The sequence below is a fragment of the Salinivibrio sp. ML290 genome (assembly GCF_001995695.1).
GTDB classification, from domain to species: Bacteria; Pseudomonadota; Gammaproteobacteria; order Enterobacterales; family Vibrionaceae; genus Salinivibrio; species Salinivibrio siamensis.
Genome location: NZ_MUEY01000006.1, coordinates 14,977 through 33,560 on the forward strand (window position 1 = coordinate 14,977; position 18,584 = coordinate 33,560).

The window sequence follows — 18,584 nt, forward strand, 5'->3', positions numbered from 1 at the left end:
AAATCCTGTTCTACTGAATAAAATTGCTGTCAAAATCGACAATCAAGTCGTCTGACAGCGTTTCAAGGGCTTCATGCAATACGTTAATGTCCGCCGCCGGCGGAACCGTTAAATAAAAATCTGCGGTGAAAATTTGTCCGCCCGTATTGGCGGCGCTTTGTGTTTGCGTGTTGAGTTTGTTGATGGTGACGCCATGAGCGGCGAGCAGCTGGCTGAGCGCTTGCACAATGCCGCGCCTGTCGTTGCCTGTTACCGACAATGTATGGGTAATCGGAGACGGTGAGGCGGGCGTCGCATCAGTGATGAGCAACTGTAAACCATCGAGCGCGCGTAACGCATGGACCAGCGCATCAGCGTACGTGTCTGACACTGAAATGTGAATGATGCCGGCAAACTGCCCTGCTAGCTGACTGAGTCGGCTGGCTTGCCAGCTGCCGTGATGATTGAAAACCGTGTGTGATATTTGATCAACGAGGCCAGCGCGATCTGGGCCCACTAATGTGATAACAAAATGCTTCATGCGTGATCCTTACGGCGATTCTTTAGACAATTATTGAGGCCAGTCAAGGTGTTGTCTATGCTGCTGGAGGCTAAACTCACGAAAGTGTGCCCAATATCAACTTGAGCAAGCCTAAAGCCCGTTTGTTGCATATTTATTGCGTGGCGATAGCGTGACTAGGCGTTGATGACCACTCACGATACACTGGACGACAGTGATGCGATGCCGTGTTTGTGAAACGCGGCGTCGTGCGTCTCGCTGTCACAAAATTGTCATTGTAATGACATACAATACAGGGCTTGCTTAATAAAAAGAGGCACGAATGACCCACTCTTCACCATCATTAACGGACACCAGACCGGCGCGGCGTTTTAAAGATAAACTGACTCGCCAAACGGTACGTCTTGGTGGCGTGATGGTATTAGTGACCCTGCTGCTTCTTTTCTTCTACTTACTCACGGTGGTGGTACCGCTTTTTCACCAAGCGAGTGTGAGCTTGAGTGAGCGCTTTACCTTAGCCACTCCCGGCGTGCCTCAATACATTGGTGCCGATACACGCAATCAACTGGTATATGGCTTGGATGATCGAGGTGTGTTAACGGTTGCCAAACGCCCGCAACGGTCTGAGACTCCCACAGCCAGCGCCGTGCTCCGCGCGCAAACGGTATTACAGCAGCCGCTATCCAGCATGGATAAGCCTGCGATAAGCCGCGTCGAAGCATCTACGCCATTTTTGGCGGTGGAAAAGACGCCTGGGCGCGTAGCTGCATGGCAATTACGCTTTCGTACACAATACCAAGCTGACGCCTCAGTGGTCCCTCAATTGTCCACTATGCCGGCCTTTGGTCGTGAGTTGATCGTGGACGCGAGCGCGCAGCCGCTTAACCAGCTGACTGTTGCGGTGCCGGATAGTTTACACGGTCAAACCATCCCGCCCGTGCTGGCTGCTGTCACTCAGGATAACCGTTTGGTGGTTTTTCGTGGTACGCAGAAAAGCATGGTGCCTCTTTCGCAAGCCGTTGACCATATCGCGTTATCAGGAGACGGGCAGCGCTTGTTTGTGCATCAACAAAATCGTTTAGCGATTTGGCGCGTAAACGGGAACGATTTAGCGTTGCGCGAAACGGTTAATCTCGACAATGTGGTCGCCAGCCCAGTCACGAAAATGTCGATGCTAGCCGGGGGACGCTCTTTGCTCCTTCAGCACCAAGATGGCACCGTCACACAATGGTTCGATGTGGTGAAAAATGGTGAGCCATCGTTAACTGAAGTGCGCGCGTTTTCACCGGGGGAGGGCGTGGCACGTCTCGCACCTGAGCGTCACCGTAAAAGTCTGGCGACGGTAGATGAAACGGGACGACTTAGCCTAGTGCATGCCACCAGTGAGAAACAGCGCCATTTCGATGCTCAGTTTACCGCGCTGCCCGACGCTTTGGCGTTTACGCCTCGTGCAAATGGGCTGATTGCTGTGGTCGACAATCAATGGCAATGGTTGACCGTCGACAATCCTCACCCAGAAGTGAGTATTCACTCACTATGGCAGAAAGTGTGGTATGAAGGGTACTCGTCTCCGCAGTATGTGTGGCAGTCGACCTCTGCGGATGACAGCTTTGAAGCCAAGCTCAGTGTGGTGCCCGTGATTTTTGGTACCTTAAAGGTCGCTTTGGTTTCTTTAATTTTTGCGGTGCCGATGGCGATTGGCGCAGCCATATACACTGCTTATTTTATGTCATCCGGGCTCCGGCGTTGGGTGAAGCCGACGGTGGAAACGATTGAAGCGTTGCCCACAGTCATTATCGGCTTTTTGGCCGGTTTGTGGCTGGCACCCTGGGTTGAGTCGCACATTGCTAGCGTCTTTTTGTTGCTCCTGCTCATCCCTATTATTTTACTTGGGCTAAGCGGCGTGTGGCGCATGATCCCTAGGTATGTGCGACGCCGCTTACCTGATAACGCGCAGATAGTGGTCATTATTCCGGCGTTATTGATGGTGGGCGTAGTAGCCGCTTACCTTGGACCATGGGTAGAGCAGGTCTGGTTAGGGGGCGATGCGCGCCAGTTTGTGACGCATGAACTGGGTATCGGCTATGATCAGCGCAATGCGCTGGTGGTGGGTATCGCCATGGGATTTGCGGTAGTCCCAACCATTTTCTCTATTGCCGAAGATGCGATTTTTTCTGTGCCCCCTCACCTTAAAAACGGCGCCTTGGCCTTAGGGGCGACACACTGGCAAACCTTGATTCGGGTGGTGTTGCTTACCGCAAGCCCTGGTATTTTTTCTGCCGTAATGATGGGCCTTGGGCGCGCGGTCGGTGAAACAATGATCGTACTGATGGCAACCGGTAACACGCCTATCATGGATTGGAATTTGCTCGAAGGGCTACGTACCTTATCGGCCAATATTGCGGTGGAAATGCCGGAGTCTGAAGTCGGTAGTTCCCATTATCGAGTGCTGTTTTTAACCGCTTTTATTCTTTTTGTCTTCACGTTTGTCTTTAACACATTGGCAGAGCTGATCCGTCAGCGTTTGCGTGACAAATACAGCAACCTTTAACCGAGATGAGAATGCGCATGCGTCCATGGATAAAATCTGGCACTCCTTGGGTTTGGATGACGGCCGGAATGGTCAGCGTCAGTCTGATTGCGATTCTTGGGGTGCTGTTATTGCTCGGCTATCGAGGCTTAGGCTATTTCTGGCCGACACCGGTCACCAGCTTTGAAGTGAAGAGTGAGCAGGGAGTAGAAACCGTGGTCGGGCAAATATATCGAACCGATCAGGTTGATGCGACGCAGCTCAAAGATGCTGGTGTTGTATTGCCAGCCTATCGCCAGCCCAGCTACCAACGTTTGGTGGTAAAAACCGGTAACCGTGAGCAAGAAGGGATCGATTTTCGTCAATTGCTGGCGTTTCAGATAAAAAGTCAGCACACACCCGTTGAAATGGCGATGATCGAGCGAAATGAAAATGGCATGTTCTACGGCAAGCCTCAAGCATACGTCGACGCCGGCGGCCACCAACATGCATTAGTGCTGTCTGAACTTTATCAACGCCTGGAAGATTTAGCGGCGCGTCGAGAGGTGATCAATGACATCGAGCAAGTACACCTAGCGAGCGTTAACTATCAGCTGGAGCAGCTGCGGCTGGAGGAAAAGTCCCTCTCATTAGATAGCCAGCTAAACACGGCAGAAAAAAAACGAATTGATAAGCGTCGTTCTCAGCTGCTATCGCAATACCAGCAGTTGGAGAAAAAGCTCAAACAGCTGCGAGAAAAACAACAAACGGGTGCGCTTGTTGTTGAAGATAGCCACGGTGACGCCGTGGCGTTGCCTCTGCAAAATGTGATTAATGTTTGGTATCCCAACGCCATGAGTGCCGTTGATAAGCTTAAATTTTGGGGCTACCAGGTTGCGACCTTTTTATCCGAATCTCCACGAGACAGTAATGCGGCGGGGGGCGTTTTTCCGGCGATTTTTGGCACCGTTTTCTTGGTGCTATTGATGTCAGTGATTGTCACCCCGTTAGGGGTGCTCGCCGCGGTATATCTTCACGAATACGCGCCGAAAACGGCATTCACGCGTATTATTCGCATTGCCGTGGTTAACCTCGCCGGGGTACCGTCAATTGTGTACGGTGTGTTCGGGTTGGGCTTTTTTGTCTATTTTATCGGTGGCACCATTGACGATGTATTTTATCAAGCGGCGCAGCCGGCACCGGTTTTTGGGACACCAGGTATTCTCTGGTCGGCGTTAACCTTGGCGATCCTCACCTTACCTGTGGTGATTGTGTCTACAGAAGAAGGGTTGGCTCGGATCCCCACCAGTGTTCGCCATGGTGCGTTTGCCCTTGGGGCGACACAATCAGAAATGCTCTGGCGGGTGGTCCTGCCGATGGCAAGTCCTGCGATGATGACCGGGTTGATTTTAGCGGTTGCGCGCGCAGCCGGAGAAGTGGCGCCCTTAATGTTGGTGGGGGTGGTTAAGGTCGCCCCCTCTTTGCCAGTGGATGGTAACTTCCCGTTTTTGCACTTAGAGCGGAAGTTCATGCATCTGGGCTACCATATTTATGATGTCGGCTTTCAAAGCGCGCACATCGAAACGGCGCGTCCTTTGGTATACGCCACGTCGTTTTTGCTTGTATCTGTGATCGTGGCGCTCAATTTGTCCGCGATTGGTATTCGTCATTACTTGCGTGAAAAGTATCGCGCATTGGAATTATAACGATAAGGATCCCGCTCGATGTTTTCGATAACGCCACCCATAGGTGTCACGCCTAGCTTAGACTTGGGGAATTTGCCTGACGAGCAAACCGCGTTAGCTATTCGGGATCTCAACCTTTACTACGGGTCGACCCAAGCGTTGTTTGATATCAGTATGCGTATTCCCAAAGGGAAGGTCACTGCGTTTATCGGACCGTCTGGGTGCGGTAAATCAACATTGCTACGTTGTATTAATCGGATGAATGACTTGGTGGATGGTTGCCGTGTTCGAGGCGGGATCACCCTACATGGGCAAAATATCTATCACCGCGACGTGGATGTGCCAGCATTACGCCGTCAAGTGGGGATGGTGTTCCAGCGTCCTAACCCTTTCCCCAAATCTGTCTATGAAAATGTGATCTTTGGACTGCGTTTACAAGGGATCAATGATCCCAGAACACTCGATGATGCCGTCGAGCGTTCATTGCGTGGCGCGGCATTATGGGATGAGGTGAAAGATCGCCTTAATGACAATGCGTTTGGGTTGTCCAGTGGGCAACAGCAACGGCTGGTGATCGCGCGGGCGATCGCGATTGAACCTGAAGTGTTGCTGCTTGATGAGCCATCGTCAGCGTTGGATCCCATCTCAACCTTGACCATTGAAGAACTGATTAATGATTTAAAGAATCAATACACAGTGGTAATTGTCACCCATAATATGCAGCAAGCGGCGCGGGTCTCGGATCAAACGGCGTTTATTAATATGGGACGTTTGGTGGAATACGCGGATACCGATACCTTGTTTACCACCCCACAAAACAAACAAACCGAAGACTACATCACCGGGCGCTACGGATAAGGAGCAGGCCTTGGATAACCACAATATTAGCCGTCATATTTCTGGTCAGTTTAACGCAGAGCTTGAAGCCATTCGCACCCACGTGCTGGCAATGGGCGGCTTGGTTGAGCGTCAGCTAACCGATGCGCTGCGCGCCATGCACAATCAAGATGTGGAGCTCGCGCGCCATGTTATTCGTGAAGATCACAAAGTGAATGGCATGGAAGTGGCGATTGATGAGGCATGTACACGCATCATTGCTAAACGTCAGCCCACCGCGAGCGATCTGCGACTGGTGATGGCTATCATTAAGACCATCACTGATCTTGAGCGCATTGGTGATGTTGCTGACAGTATCGCTAAAATGGCTCTCGACAACTCGAGCTATTCTCAGCAGCCGTTTTTGGTATCACTCGAAGCGTTAGGTCAGCGCGCCGCTAAAATGCTGCACGATGTGTTAGACGCCTTTGCGCGCATGGATATTGATGCGGCAATGAAAGTCTATCGTAAAGATGACTCGTTGGACCGTGAATACGAGGGGATTTTGCGACAGCTGATGACCTACATGATGGAAGATCCACGCTCGATTCCCAATGTGCTGAAAGTAATGTGGTCGGCCCGAGCCATTGAGCGAGTGGGCGATCGGTGTCAGAACATTTGTGAATACATCATCTATTTTGTCAAAGGCAAAGACGTTCGCCACATTCAAAAAGAGGAGCTGGAAAAGCTCCTCAAATAATCGCTACTCGTCGTCTAACCAGTCACTGACGGCGTCTGGGACAAAGCTCTGGTCATGCAAAGGCATACGCACGTAACCTTCCTTATTGATTTCTGGAAGGGTGACTGCGGGGTAGTCAATTTCTTGGTAAGGGATTTGTGAGAGTAAGTGAGCGATGCAATTGAGCCGAGCGTGCTTTTTGTTATCGGCTTCCACCACCCACCAAGGGCTTTCTTTGGTGTCGGTGTAGGCAAACATGCGGTCTTTGGCTTCACTGTATTGCACCCAACGACTACGAGACTCGAGATCCATGGGGCTGAATTTCCAACGCTTTATTGGGGTGTTAATCCGCTCCGCGAAGCGCTTTTCTTGCTCCTCGTCCGATACCGAGAACCAGTATTTAATTAAGATGATCCCTGAACGGATCAACATTCGCTCAAGCTCGGGGCACGTACGAAGGAACTCTTCATATTCTTCATCGCTACAAAAGCCCATGACTCGCTCGACGCCGGCGCGGTTATACCAACTACGGTCGAACAAGACAATTTCACCACCGGCGGGTAGGTGCTCAATGTAACGCTGAAAATACCACTGGGTACGTTCACGCTCTGTGGGCTTATCTAGCGCGACGACTCGACAAACACGCGGATTGAGCTTTTCGGTGATCCGTTTAATCACGCCGCCTTTACCGGCGGCATCGCGCCCTTCAAAAATGACCACCACTTTCAACTGCTCTTGCTTGACCCATTCTTGAAGTTTGACCAACTCAGTCTGTAATTCGGTTAGCTTTTTCTCGTAATGTTTTTTGCTGATCTTGTGTGCTTTTTTATCCGACAAGGCCGCTCTCCTTTTACCACAGCGATGGGATCACGGTAGAAAACTCACTTTTCGGATGCAATGGATTCAAGTAGCGAAAGCGTATATCACCTCAAAAGACTAGAGTGGGTCACATTGCCATGTTGTCTGATCACGGCATTACACCGAGGTTTAAAACGATTGAGCAATGGCTTTGACGAGACGAACACGTTCCGGATCGGTGATCGGATAACAGCCATCGTCCCCATCGCCCATCGATGCGTAGGCGTTTGATTGCATGTCGCTTACTTGCTCGGTGCGTGCCGACAAGTGGATTTCACGTGCGCCGGTGGTCGTTAAAATCGCTTGTGCATTGTCGGGGGTCACGCCTGCGCCTGGCATGATGGCCAATGAGGTATGGCGTGTGGCGTCCACCCATTGTTTGAGTGCCTCTTTTCCCTGCCAAGCATTCGTCGCTTGCCCGGAGGTGAGAATGCGTTCAATCGTCGGGCGGGCAAGGATTGCTTCGAGCGCCGCGTGAGGGTCTTGGCAGTGATCAAATGCGCGATGGAAAGTCACTCCCATTCCCTTTGCTTGGGCAAGCATGGCATCAATAGCCGGCAAGTCGAGTTGACCACTTGGCGTGAGTGCGCCGATCACCACGCCTGCACACCCAGCTTGGCGGGCGTTGGCGATATCTTGCAGCATCACTTCAATCTCTTCACTGGCATAGACGAAGTCGCCTTCTCGCGGTCGGATAATCGCATAAATAGGGATCCGCGCTTTCTGAGCGGCTTGTTGCATGTAGCCATCACTTGGGGTTAAACCACCGAGGCGCAGTGCGCTGCACAGTTCCACTCGATCCGCACCAGCGTGCTCAGCAAGCGATAATGAACGGATACTATCAATACAAACTTCAACTAAGACAGACATATCACCCCTTTGACGAAACGAACCGTGTCAAGATAGTCCACGCTATTGTGACAGGGTGAGAGGTAATTACCTAGTGTTAGATTGGAAATGGCTTGATGAGAGAAGAGCCTTGAGTAAGGCGAGGTGGGATAGATAAAAAAGGGCCCGGTTTGCCGGGCCTCATTATTGTCTCACATTGTCCAGTGCAGGGCACTTGACCTTATTACAGGTCGTCAGTGTGCTCAGACAGGTATGCAGCTACACCTTCAGGTGACTCAGCCATACCCGCTTTACCTTCTTCCCACTGTGCAGGGCAAACTTCACCGTTTTTCTGGTGGAAGTTCAGTGCGTCAACCATGCGTAGCATTTCGTCGATGTTACGGCCTAGTGGTAGGTCGTTAACAACTTGGTGACGAACCACACCTTCCTCGTCGATAAGGAAAGAACCACGGAACGCAACGCCAGCTTCTGGGTGCTCAACGTCGTATGCTTTACAGATTTCGTGCTTAACGTCAGCAACCAGTGGATACTTCACTGCGCCGATGCCGCCGTCTTCGACAGCCGTTTTACGCCACGCGTTGTGTGAGAACTGAGAGTCGATAGACACACCGATAACCTCAACGCCTTTAGCTTGGAAGTCGCTCAGGCGCTTATCGAATGCGATCAGCTCTGATGGGCACACGAAAGTGAAGTCGAGTGGGTAGAAAAAGACAACCGCTTTTTTGCCTTTGGTGAACTCTTTCAGGTTGAAGTTATCAACGATTTCGCCATTACCTAGTACGGCAGCGGCAGTAAAATCTGGTGCTTGACGACCTACGAGTACCATATCTCAGCTCCTAGTTTAAATGTTTGCCTGATAATCAGGTTCCTATATAAGCGAGACAAACTATAGCTAACTTGTTAGATTGAAAAAAGTGGAATTAATAGATTGTAATAATCGAAAAATACGATTGTTTAAAATATGACTGTATGAACAAATATCCGTCTTTAAAGCAGCTACACTATCTAGTTACCCTCTCCGAAACGCGGCATTTTGGCGAAGCGGCGAAATTGTGTTTTGTGAGCCAGTCGACCTTGAGCGCTGGGATCCAAAACCTCGAGGATCTGATTGGTGCTCAGCTCATTGAGCGTGACAATAAAACCTTGGTACTCACTGGGATGGGCGAAGAGGTGGTGCGCCGTAGCCGAGAAATCCTAGCGCGCAGTCAGGATTTGATGGAGCTAACGCAAGTTAAATCAGATCCTATGCACGGCAAAGTACGGCTGGGCTGCATCCCTACCATCGCGCCATTCTTATTGTGTGATGTGGTGCAGCAAGTCAACCGACATTACCCCAACTTAGATTTGTTGTTGCGTGAGGACACCACGGCGAACTTACTCACCGCGCTCAAACACGGCGAAATGGATATCCTTATCCTCGCGCTGCCAATGGATATTGGCACCATGACCCGTCGCGTGGTGGGGCGTGATCCGTTTAAAATGGTGATGAGCCAAAAGCAAGCTGCGCAGCTTGAGTTACCCATCGATTATGACGCGCTGCCCGATGAATCTGTTTTCTTGCTTGAGCGAGAACACTGCCTCACTGACCATGCGGTTTCTGCCTGTCAGATGACGGCCTCACAGAAGATTAACCCATTTATGGCAACCAGCTTACACACCTTGGTGCAAATGGTCGCAAACGGCAATGGTGTGACCTTTATACCGCAAATGGCGATTGATCATGGCTTAATTGATAACCTCGACGTGCATTTAGAAACGCCGCCGGGAGAAGCGGCCTACCGTGATATAGGAGTGGTCTGGCGACCCTCTTCGAGTCGGATTAATACGTTTAACCAGCTCGCTGATCTGGTCGCAGGACTACTTTCCCCAACAGCTAGGGAGTAAAAAGCCTAAAATAAGTTATTTACACTGATATTTTTGCCTTTTTGCAGCATGATTGTCTGTTTAAGGGCGTTGAAAATGACACCAAAGCCGTTGGATTATTATCACGAAAAAAGCAGCACCCCAGGGTGCTGCTTTTTGTTTTTATATATAAGCCATTGAAGTTAAAGTATTTTTTTATTTTTTCGCCACAGGGTAAAGCGCTTGTTGTGTAATTTAATTACGTAACTGATTACAAAGTGGTGACAAAATTATGATCCCCGTAGCAGTGTTATATCATTCTGATAATGGGCATAAAAAAGCGCATTCGAGCTTATACTCTAAACTGTTTAAGTGTTTGTTTTTAATTTATTTTAATAATTTATCATTCCGTTTTTGTTTTGTTCTTGGTTGATTTTTGCGCGAATGTAAGCCAACGTAATAACACAAGTGCTGCACGAGAGCCCAAGCGCGTGTAGTAATAATAGTGTTGTGATTGGATTACAAATGATAAGCCAGGGAGGCGATATGACGGAAGCGTGCTCAACCTTACGCGAATCGTTGGTGATTAACGAGACAGTCACCGCAGAGCAGGCAGAAATCTTAACCGATGATGCATTGTGCTTTTTAGCCAGTCTCGCTGAGCGTTATGCGGCGCGCGTACCCACACTGTTAGCGGCGCGTGAGGCGCGTCAACAACGCATTGATGCGGGAGAGCTGCCCGACTTTCTTCCGGAGACGCAATCGATCCGCCAAGCGGATTGGACCATCCGTGGCATTCCCGAGGATTTACAAGATCGGCGGCTAGAAATTACCGGACCGGTAGACCGGAAGATGGTGATCAACGCACTCAACGCTAACGTGAAAGTTTTCATGGCGGACTTTGAAGACTCCTTTGCGCCGGCGTGGCCACAAGTGGTTGACGGGCAGCGTAATTTGCGCGATGCCGTGAATGGCACCATCAGTTATCAGCACCCTGATACAGGCAAACGCTATCAGCTAAATGAAGACCCAGCACGCCTTATTTGCCGTGTGCGTGGCTTGCACCTGACCGAAAAACACGTGACGTGGCAGGGTAAACCAATTCCAGGGGCCCTGTTCGACTTCGCTCTTTACTTTTTCCATAACTACCGTCGTTTACTCGAGACGGGATCGGGGCCTTATTTCTACCTGCCTAAACTTCAAGCATATCAAGAAGCCGCGTGGTGGAGTGAGGTGTTTTCCTTTGCCGAAGACGAGTTTGGGCTAAGCCGTGGCACCATCAAAGCGACCGTGCTGATTGAAACCTTGCCCGCCGTGTTCGAAATGGATGAGATTTTGTATCACCTTCGTGATCACATCGTCGCCCTTAACTGTGGTCGCTGGGATTATATCTTTAGCTATATCAAAACATTGCGTAATCATCCGGACCGCGTGTTGCCGGACCGCCAAGTGGTGACCATGGATAAGCCTTTCCTTAACGCTTACTCGCGTTTACTGGTCAAAACGTGCCATAAGCGTGGCGCGTTGGCGATGGGTGGCATGGCAGCCTTTATTCCCAGTAAAGACCCGGCTGAAAACCAGCAGGTGCTAGAGAAAATTGAAAAGGATAAAACCTTAGAAGCCAATAATGGCCACGATGGCACCTGGATTGCGCATCCAGGGCTGGCTGACACGGCTCGCGCGATTTTCGACCGTGCACTTGGCGATAAGCCGAATCAACTTACGGTGACCCGCGAGCAAGATGCTGAGATTACTGCTGCAGAGTTGCTGGCGCCTTGCGATGGCGAACGCACAGAGGCGGGAATGCGACATAACATTCGCGTGGCGGTGCAGTACATTGAAGCGTGGATTTCAGGTAACGGTTGTGTGCCTATTTATGGCTTGATGGAGGACGCGGCCACGGCTGAAATTTCACGTGCGTCGATTTGGCAATGGATTAAGCATCAAAAACCACTGAGCAACGGCAAGGTGGTGACCAAGGCGTTGTTCTCTCAGTATCTTGCCGAGGAAATGGCGGTGCTTGAAAAAGAGCTAGGCGCAGAGCGCTTTGCGCAAGGACGGTACCGGCAAGCGGCAACCTTGATGGAAACGCTCACTACCAGTGATGAGCTGGTTAACTTTTTAACCTTACCGGGTTATGAGTATTTGCCGTAATGGGCATGGAAGCACAACAACAAACATGGAATGACAGTAAGGGGCTGGTACAGCCCTGCTAACAAAGAGGAATGGAGCATGACTTTGACTCGCCAACAACAAATCGCTGAACTGGAAAAGGATTGGGCGGAAAACCCGCGCTGGAAACAGGTTAAGCGCCCCTACACGGCTGAAGAAGTCGTCAATATGCGTGGCTCGTTTGTGCCGGAGAATACCGTCGCTAAGCGGGGAGCTGCCAAACTATGGGATTTGGTCAATGGCAGTGCCAAAAAAGGCTACGTCAACTGCTTGGGCGCATTGACAGGCGGTCAAGCGGTGCAGCAAGCCAAAGCGGGTATTGAAGCGATTTATCTGTCTGGTTGGCAGGTGGCGGCTGACAACAACACAGCCTCGAGTATGTATCCAGACCAGTCGTTGTATCCGGTTGATTCTGTTCCCGCTGTCGTTAAGCGCATTAATAATGCGTTTCGCCGAGCGGACCAAATTCAGTGGTCGAAAGGGGGCTCACCGGAAGAGGGCACCGACTATTTCTTACCGATTGTAGCGGATGCCGAAGCCGGCTTTGGTGGCGTGCTTAATGCCTACGAGCTGATGCGTAACATGATTGAAGCTGGCGCTGCCGGTGTTCACTTTGAAGATCAGCTCGCCTCAGTGAAAAAATGTGGCCACATGGGCGGAAAAGTGTTGGTGCCAACCCAAGAGGCGGTACAAAAATTGGTCGCGGCGCGCTTAGCTGCCGATGTGGCGGGCACCGATACGCTGGTCATTGCGCGTACTGATGCCAACGCGGCCGATCTATTGACCTCAGATTGCGACCCATACGACAAGGACTTCATCGTTGGTGAGCGCACAGCCGAAGGGTTTTATCGCGTGCGTCCTGGGATTGAGCAAGCCATTTCTCGAGGCCTAGCTTATGCGCCGTATGCCGATTTGATTTGGTGCGAGACCGCGAAACCGGACTTGGAGGAAGCACGACAGTTTGCTGAAGCCATTCATGCTCAGTATCCAGACCAGCTTTTGGCTTATAACTGTTCACCGTCTTTCAACTGGGAGAAAAACTTGGATGCCGAGACGATAGCGCGTTTCCAACAAGAACTGTCTGATATGGGCTATAAGTACCAGTTCATTACCTTAGCGGGTATTCATAACATGTGGTACAACATGTTCGACTTGGCGCATGCTTATGCGCAAGGTGAGGGCATGCGCCATTATGTCGAGAAAGTTCAGCGTCCAGAGTTCGCTGCCGCTGAGCGTGGCTATACCTTTGTCGCGCACCAGCAAGAAGTGGGTACTGGGTATTTTGATCAGATGACCAATATTATCCAAGGTGGGCAATCATCGGTCACGGCATTAACGGGCTCGACGGAAGAAGATCAATTCTAATCGCGCGATACCGGTTATCAACCTGATAAAAAGGGAGTCTCACACTCCCTTTTTTATTTATTCTCCCTCTTCAACCGGCTCACTTTCTTCTTGGATCTCCAGCAATGTTGACGCGATGGCGACAAAATCACTGTCGGTGATGATCCCAACCAAACGTTGGTGCTTCACCACCGGTAAGCAGCCTATTTTACGCTCGAGCATGGTTAGCGCTGCAGCCCGTAGTGACGCCCCGGGGTCGACTGTGACCAGTTGCCGCTCGATAAAGTATGATAGGGGAGTATGGATCTGGTGATCGCCATTGGTCGTTTTGCCTAGTGAAGAGGCTTGTGCTGACAGCACATCTCTTTGTGTGACCAGTCCTAACAAACGCTCATCATCGTCAACGATGGGGAGATGGCGAAAGCGCTCGGCGCGCATTAAACGGTGCGCGTCATCCAGGGTATGGTCAGGGCTAAGCGTGTGTGGATGCCGGGTCATCATATCATCAACAATAAACATGGCACCTCCTTGTCATCAGTACACAGGGATACTTTTACTGTAGTGCAGTTGTACCGGGTTAGGCGTGATATGCATCAAGATAACTACGCGCATCGAGGCAAATGTTGTGTTCATTGGCGCCTGTGTAAACGATGCCTGAATCAAGCATCCAGCTTGCTTGATCTTCACGGTGGGCTACCTATACTAGCGGCCTGCTTTTTATCTAGGCAAATGTCATGCAATTATCCGATTTTCACTTTGAACTCCCCGATGAGTTAATTGCACGCTATCCGCAACCGGATCGCAGTGCAAGTCGCTTATTGTCACTCGATGGCACAAGCGGTGAGGTGGTACATCGTCAGTTTAAGGATATCCTCGATCTGGTTGAGCCAGGGGATTTGATGGTGTTCAACAACACGCGTGTGATCCCCGCGCGCGTGTATGGCCGCAAAGCGTCGGGAGGTAAAATAGAGGTGCTGGTGGAGCGTGTGCTCGACGAACGTCGTTTCCTCGCCCATGTGCGCGCCTCTAAAGCACCTAAACCCGGCGCCGAATTATTCCTCGGCGATGACGGACAGGTCCCAGCAAAGATGGTGGCACGCCATGATGCTCTGTTCGAAATCCAGCTACACGACGATAAAGGCGTGGTAGATACGCTTAACGACATCGGCCATATGCCGTTGCCGCCATACATCGACCGCCCAGATGAAGAGAGCGATAAAGAACGCTATCAAACCGTGTATAACCAAAAGCCTGGGGCCGTCGCTGCGCCAACGGCGGGGTTACACTTTGACGATGCCATTATGGCAGCGCTTAAAGAAAAAGGCGTCAATATTGCTTTTGTCACCTTGCACGTGGGAGCGGGAACGTTCCAACCGGTTCGGGTCGACAACATTGAAGAGCACACCATGCATGCTGAGTATGCTGAAGTGCCGCAAGAGGTGGTCGATGCGGTCAATCAAACGCGAGCACGAGGCAAGCGGGTGATTGCGGTGGGAACCACCTCGGTGCGTTCACTGGAAAGTGCGGCACAGGCGGCCAAGCAAAAAGGTGAGCCACTGTCCCCGTTTTTTAATGACACCCAGATTTTTATCTATCCGGGGTATGAATGGCAGCTAGTGGATGTATTGGTGACCAATTTTCACTTGCCGGAATCCACCTTGATCATGTTGGTAAGCGCGTTTGCCGGTTACCAGCATACCATGGCCGCTTATCGTGCGGCGGTTGAAGAACGCTATCGCTTTTTCAGCTATGGCGATGCCATGTTTATTACCCGTCAGCACCACTGACGACATGATGAGAACACGGGCTCTTATGTCCGTGTGCGCTATGCTTGCGGCAGGGTCAATCTGTTAGCATAAGACACACGCCAGACTGTTTCTCTGGCACTGAGGAGGATTCGTGGAATACGAACTGAAAAAAAACGACGGACGCGCTCGCCGTGGCCGCTTAATTTTTGAACGCGGCACGGTAGAAACCCCGGCGTTTATGCCGGTAGGCACCTATGGCACCGTTAAAGGGATGACGCCTGAAGAAGTGAAAGGGACGGGGGCGGAGATCCTATTAGGGAACACCTTCCATCTATGGCTACGCCCAGGTCAGGAAATTATGCGACTGCACGGGGATTTGCATGACTTTATGCAGTGGCATGGCCCTATTTTGACCGACTCTGGCGGTTTCCAAGTGTTCAGTTTGGGCGATATCCGTAAAATCACCGAAGAAGGGGTGCACTTTCGCAACCCAGTGAACGGCGATCGCATCTTTATGGACGCGGAAAAATCGATGGAGATCCAATATGACTTGGGATCAGACATCGTGATGATTTTTGATGAGTGTACGCCCTATCCTGCCACGCATGACGAAGCGAAAAAGTCGATGGAGATGTCACTACGCTGGGCAAAACGTAGCCGCAATCACTTTGACAAATTAGGTAACAAAAATGCCTTGTTTGGTATTGTACAAGGCGGCGTGTACGAGGACTTGCGAGATGTCTCTGTAGAAGGTCTTACCGAGATCGGTTTTGATGGGTATGCCGTTGGCGGCCTAGCGGTCGGGGAGCCGAAAGAAGACATGCACCGGATCTTGGAGCACACTTGTCCGCAGCTGCCAGAAGATAAACCGCGCTATCTGATGGGCGTGGGGAAACCTGAAGATTTGGTCGAAGGGGTTCGTCGTGGTGTCGACATGTTTGATTGTGTGATGCCGACCCGAAATGCCCGCAATGGCCACCTGTTCATTACTGGCGGTGTGATCAAGATCCGTAATGCGAAACATAAAAGTGATACCTCGCCTCTGGATCCCGAGTGTGACTGTTACACTTGCCGCCACTACAGCCGTGCTTACCTCTACCATTTAGACCGCTGTAATGAGATCCTAGGCGCGCGACTCAACACCATCCACAACTTACGCTACTATCAGCGCGTGATGGAAGGTTTGCGTAACGCGATTGACGAAGGTAGATTAGATGCCTTTGTAGCGGATTTCTACGCGCGTCGTGGCAAGGAAGTGCCGCCGCTCGATTAATTTCGAATTCAACAACTAGAACGAGGACGTGATTGAATGTTTATCTCACAAGCTCACGCAGCCGCTGAAGCCGCACCACAAGGTGGCGGAATGCAGCTTTTTATCATGCTTGGTCTCTTTGCGGTGATTTTTTACTTTATGATCTACCGCCCGCAATCTAAGCGTGTCAAAGAGCACAAAAACCTTATGGCATCTATGAGCAAAGGGGACGAAGTGCTAACCGGAGGTGGTTTAGTGGGTAAGATCACTCAAATCGCTGAAGACAATGACTTTATTGTGATTGCACTCAACGATAATAACGAAGTGACCATCAAAAAAGACTTCGTGACGGCAGTACTGCCTAAAGGTACTATCCAGTCTCTCTAATTCTCGCAACCATAAAGGATGCATGCTGTGCTAAACCGTTATCCTTTGTGGAAGTACATCATGGTGCTAATAACACTGGTTATTGGCATCGTGTATGCGCTTCCCAATTTATACGGTGAAGATCCAGCAGTACAAATTTCCGGAGCGCGTGGCGCCTCGGTAGATATGACTGCGTTGGACTCCATCAAACAGACTCTCGAATCGAACGACCTTTCCTACCAATCCATTGCGCTCGAAGACGGTAACGTCTTAGCCCGCTTTAAAGACACGGAAGCACAAATCAGTGCCCGTGATGCCTTGATGTCGCGTTTTAACAGTGATGACTATGTGGTCGCCTTAAACTTGGCGCCTGCAACGCCATCGTGGCTGGATACGCTGGGTGCTACCCCAATGAAGCTTGGCCTAGACCTACGTGGTGGGGTGCACTTCCTGATGGAAGTGGACATGGATGCAGCATTAGAAAAGCTGATCACCCAGCAAGAAGACAGCTTCCGCACCGACTTACGTGAAGCGCGTATCCGTTATAGTGGTTTACGAATAGAAGATAACACCCGTGTTGTGGTGAATCTGAGTAATGCCGAAGACACCAATAAAGCGCTAGAACTGCTCTCGAACAACTACCTCGACATGAACTTTTCTGTCGATGAAGATGAAGGGCGATTAGCCGCGGTTTACAAAGAAGAGCGCCTCAAAGAGATTCGTAACTACGCGGTGGCGCAAAACATTACCATTTTGCGCAACCGTGTGAATGAACTGGGTGTGGCCGAGCCTTTGGTGCAACGTCAGGGCGCAAGCCGTATTGTGGTTGAACTCCCCGGTGTGCAAGACACGGCACGCGCGAAAGAAATTCTTGGTGCCACCGCGACCTTGGAATTCCGCGAAGTGGATCAGGACGCTGACCTATCTGCCGCCATGGCAGGCCGAGTGCCACCGGGCAGCGAGTTGATGCGTACTCGAGATGGTCGTCCCGCCGTGCTGAAAAAGCGGGTCATTTTGACGGGCTCGCACATTACTGACGCTAGCTCCTCCCGCGATGAATACAGCCGACCACAAGTTAACATCTCTCTCGACAGCGAGGGCGGTGACAAAATGGCTGATTTCAGTAAGCGCAATATTGGTGAGCTGATGGCCACCGTGTTTGCAGAATACAAAGACAGTGGCGAGCGTGACGAAGACGGCAAAGTGATCTTGGAAAAACACGAAGAAGTGATTAACCAAGCCACGATCCAGTCTGCTTTGGGACGTAATTTCCGCATTACCGGCATTGATTCTGCCGCCGAAGCACATAACTTGGCGCTGCTGCTGCGCGCAGGTGCCTTGATTGCGCCTATCTCGATTGTTGAAGAGCGCACCATTGGTCCATCAATGGGTCAGCAAAACATCAATATGGGTGTGCAAGCCTGTATCTGGGGCTTGGTGGCGGTGATGGTCTTCACCTTGATTTACTATCGTCGCTTTGGTCTGTTTGCCAACTGTGCCTTGCTCGCGAATATCGTCTTGATTATCGGTATTATGTCTTTGATCCCAGGGGCGACCATGACACTGCCTGGTATTGCCGGTATCGTCTTGACAGTGGGGATGGCGGTCGATGCCAACGTGCTGATTTTTGAGCGTATCCGCGAAGAAATCCACGAAGGCCGTAACCCTCAACATGCAATCGACCGTGGTTATTCTAACGCGTTTAGTACCATCGCCGATGCCAATATCACCACGCTGATCACCGCAATCATCTTGTTTGCTGTGGGAACAGGCGCGATAAAAGGCTTCGCGGTGACACTGTCGATCGGTATTTTGACCTCGATGTTTACCGCCATCATTGGTACGCGTGCACTGGTTAACCTGGTGTACGGTGGTAAGCGCGTCAAGAAACTGTCGATTTAAGGG

Annotated in this window: 16 protein-coding genes; 11 read left to right on the forward strand and 5 right to left on the reverse strand. The window is 50.8% G+C overall.

Annotation, left to right across the window (positions count from 1 at the left end; genetic code table 11):
• Window positions 1–10 precede the first annotated feature (10 nt).
• Complete coding sequence (locus BZG23_RS06880; RefSeq protein ID WP_077579571.1) at window positions 11–520, reverse strand: glycine cleavage system protein R; 510 nt, start codon at window positions 518–520, stop codon at window positions 11–13.
• A gap of 301 nt (window positions 521–821) precedes the next feature.
• Between BZG23_RS06880 and BZG23_RS06885 the strand changes: the two genes are divergently transcribed.
• The 4 genes from BZG23_RS06885 to phoU are packed head-to-tail and all read left to right on the forward strand — an operon-like array spanning window position 822 to window position 6,269.
• Window positions 822–3,050, forward strand: a complete 2,229-nt coding sequence (locus tag BZG23_RS06885; protein WP_077606509.1) for an ABC transporter permease subunit — start codon at window positions 822–824, stop codon at window positions 3,048–3,050.
• 17 nt (window positions 3,051–3,067) lie between these two features.
• Window positions 3,068–4,714, forward strand: a complete 1,647-nt coding sequence (gene pstA, locus BZG23_RS06890) for a phosphate ABC transporter permease PstA (protein ID WP_077606510.1) — start codon at window positions 3,068–3,070, stop codon at window positions 4,712–4,714.
• A gap of 18 nt (window positions 4,715–4,732) precedes the next feature.
• Entirely contained in the window at window positions 4,733–5,551 is an 819-nt protein-coding gene (gene pstB, locus BZG23_RS06895) for a phosphate ABC transporter ATP-binding protein PstB (RefSeq protein WP_046075028.1), read from the forward strand.
• Window positions 5,552–5,561: 10 nt separating this feature from the next.
• Window positions 5,562–6,269: a phosphate signaling complex protein PhoU gene (gene phoU / locus BZG23_RS06900; protein WP_046075027.1), complete on the forward strand. Its 708-nt coding sequence runs from the start codon at window positions 5,562–5,564 to the stop codon at window positions 6,267–6,269.
• Between the two features lie 3 nt (window positions 6,270–6,272).
• Here phoU and ppk2 read toward each other — a convergent pair whose 3' ends face one another.
• The 3 genes from ppk2 to BZG23_RS06915 all read right to left on the reverse strand — a co-directional run bounded on the left by ppk2 (window position 6,273) and on the right by BZG23_RS06915 (window position 8,781).
• A complete protein-coding gene (gene ppk2 / locus BZG23_RS06905; protein ID WP_077606511.1) occupies window positions 6,273–7,085 on the reverse strand; it encodes a polyphosphate kinase 2 in 813 nt (270 codons plus the stop codon).
• A 150-nt stretch (window positions 7,086–7,235) separates the two neighbouring features.
• Entirely contained in the window at window positions 7,236–7,976 is a 741-nt protein-coding gene (locus BZG23_RS06910; RefSeq protein WP_077606512.1) for a copper homeostasis protein CutC, read from the reverse strand.
• Between the two features lie 202 nt (window positions 7,977–8,178).
• Window positions 8,179–8,781, reverse strand: coding sequence for a peroxiredoxin C (locus BZG23_RS06915; RefSeq protein WP_046075024.1), 603 nt, complete (start codon window positions 8,779–8,781; stop codon window positions 8,179–8,181).
• 143 nt (window positions 8,782–8,924) lie between these two features.
• Here BZG23_RS06915 and BZG23_RS06920 point away from each other — a divergent pair, with 143 nt between their 5' ends.
• From BZG23_RS06920 to aceA, 3 genes are all read left to right on the forward strand, one after another.
• Window positions 8,925–9,839 carry a hydrogen peroxide-inducible genes activator gene (locus BZG23_RS06920; protein ID WP_046075023.1) on the forward strand — a complete coding sequence of 305 codons (915 nt, stop codon included), beginning with the start codon at window positions 8,925–8,927 and terminating at the stop codon, window positions 9,837–9,839.
• Between the two features lie 504 nt (window positions 9,840–10,343).
• A complete protein-coding gene (aceB, locus tag BZG23_RS06925) occupies window positions 10,344–11,951 on the forward strand; it encodes a malate synthase A (protein ID WP_046075021.1) in 1,608 nt (535 codons plus the stop codon).
• 78 nt (window positions 11,952–12,029) lie between these two features.
• Complete coding sequence (aceA, locus tag BZG23_RS06930; protein ID WP_046075020.1) at window positions 12,030–13,334, forward strand: isocitrate lyase; 1,305 nt, start codon at window positions 12,030–12,032, stop codon at window positions 13,332–13,334.
• Window positions 13,335–13,391: 57 nt separating this feature from the next.
• Here aceA and BZG23_RS06935 read toward each other — a convergent pair whose 3' ends face one another.
• Window positions 13,392–13,832 (reverse strand): CBS domain-containing protein, encoded by a 441-nt coding sequence (locus BZG23_RS06935; protein WP_077606513.1) that lies wholly within the window; start codon window positions 13,830–13,832, stop codon window positions 13,392–13,394.
• 215 nt (window positions 13,833–14,047) lie between these two features.
• On the opposite strand from BZG23_RS06935, the gene queA reads away from it, so the two are divergent.
• The 4 genes from queA (at window position 14,048) to secD (ending at window position 18,581) form a co-directional block, all read left to right on the forward strand.
• On the forward strand, window positions 14,048–15,100 hold the full coding sequence (queA, locus tag BZG23_RS06940) for a tRNA preQ1(34) S-adenosylmethionine ribosyltransferase-isomerase QueA (RefSeq protein WP_077606514.1): 1,053 nt from the start codon (window positions 14,048–14,050) through the stop codon (window positions 15,098–15,100).
• A 112-nt stretch (window positions 15,101–15,212) separates the two neighbouring features.
• Window positions 15,213–16,334, forward strand: a complete 1,122-nt coding sequence (gene tgt / locus BZG23_RS06945) for a tRNA guanosine(34) transglycosylase Tgt (protein WP_077606515.1) — start codon at window positions 15,213–15,215, stop codon at window positions 16,332–16,334.
• A 36-nt stretch (window positions 16,335–16,370) separates the two neighbouring features.
• A complete protein-coding gene (gene yajC / locus BZG23_RS06950) occupies window positions 16,371–16,700 on the forward strand; it encodes a preprotein translocase subunit YajC (protein WP_046075016.1) in 330 nt (109 codons plus the stop codon).
• 27 nt (window positions 16,701–16,727) lie between these two features.
• Complete coding sequence (gene secD, locus BZG23_RS06955) at window positions 16,728–18,581, forward strand: protein translocase subunit SecD (protein ID WP_077606516.1); 1,854 nt, start codon at window positions 16,728–16,730, stop codon at window positions 18,579–18,581.
• The last annotated feature ends 3 nt before the right edge of the window (window positions 18,582–18,584 follow it).

Bases quoted from the DNA above. Each gene is read 5' to 3' on its own strand.
- BZG23_RS06935 (WP_077606513.1), bottom strand. From the start codon at position 13,832: ATGTTTATTGTTGATGATATGATGACCCGGCATCCACACACGCTTAGC.
- BZG23_RS06920 (WP_046075023.1), top strand. From the start codon at position 8,925: ATGAACAAATATCCGTCTTTAAAGCAGCTACACTATCTAGTTACCCTC.
- pstB (WP_046075028.1), top strand. From the start codon at position 4,733: ATGTTTTCGATAACGCCACCCATAGGTGTCACGCCTAGCTTAGACTTG.
- BZG23_RS06910 (WP_077606512.1), bottom strand. From the start codon at position 7,976: ATGTCTGTCTTAGTTGAAGTTTGTATTGATAGTATCCGTTCATTATCG.
- BZG23_RS06880 (WP_077579571.1), bottom strand. From the start codon at position 520: ATGAAGCATTTTGTTATCACATTAGTGGGCCCAGATCGCGCTGGCCTC.
- BZG23_RS06885 (WP_077606509.1), top strand. From the start codon at position 822: ATGACCCACTCTTCACCATCATTAACGGACACCAGACCGGCGCGGCGT.
- BZG23_RS06915 (WP_046075024.1), bottom strand. From the start codon at position 8,781: ATGGTACTCGTAGGTCGTCAAGCACCAGATTTTACTGCCGCTGCCGTA.
- aceA (WP_046075020.1), top strand. From the start codon at position 12,030: ATGACTTTGACTCGCCAACAACAAATCGCTGAACTGGAAAAGGATTGG.
- aceB (WP_046075021.1), top strand. From the start codon at position 10,344: ATGACGGAAGCGTGCTCAACCTTACGCGAATCGTTGGTGATTAACGAG.
- queA (WP_077606514.1), top strand. From the start codon at position 14,048: ATGCAATTATCCGATTTTCACTTTGAACTCCCCGATGAGTTAATTGCA.
- yajC (WP_046075016.1), top strand. From the start codon at position 16,371: ATGTTTATCTCACAAGCTCACGCAGCCGCTGAAGCCGCACCACAAGGT.
- pstA (WP_077606510.1), top strand. From the start codon at position 3,068: ATGCGTCCATGGATAAAATCTGGCACTCCTTGGGTTTGGATGACGGCC.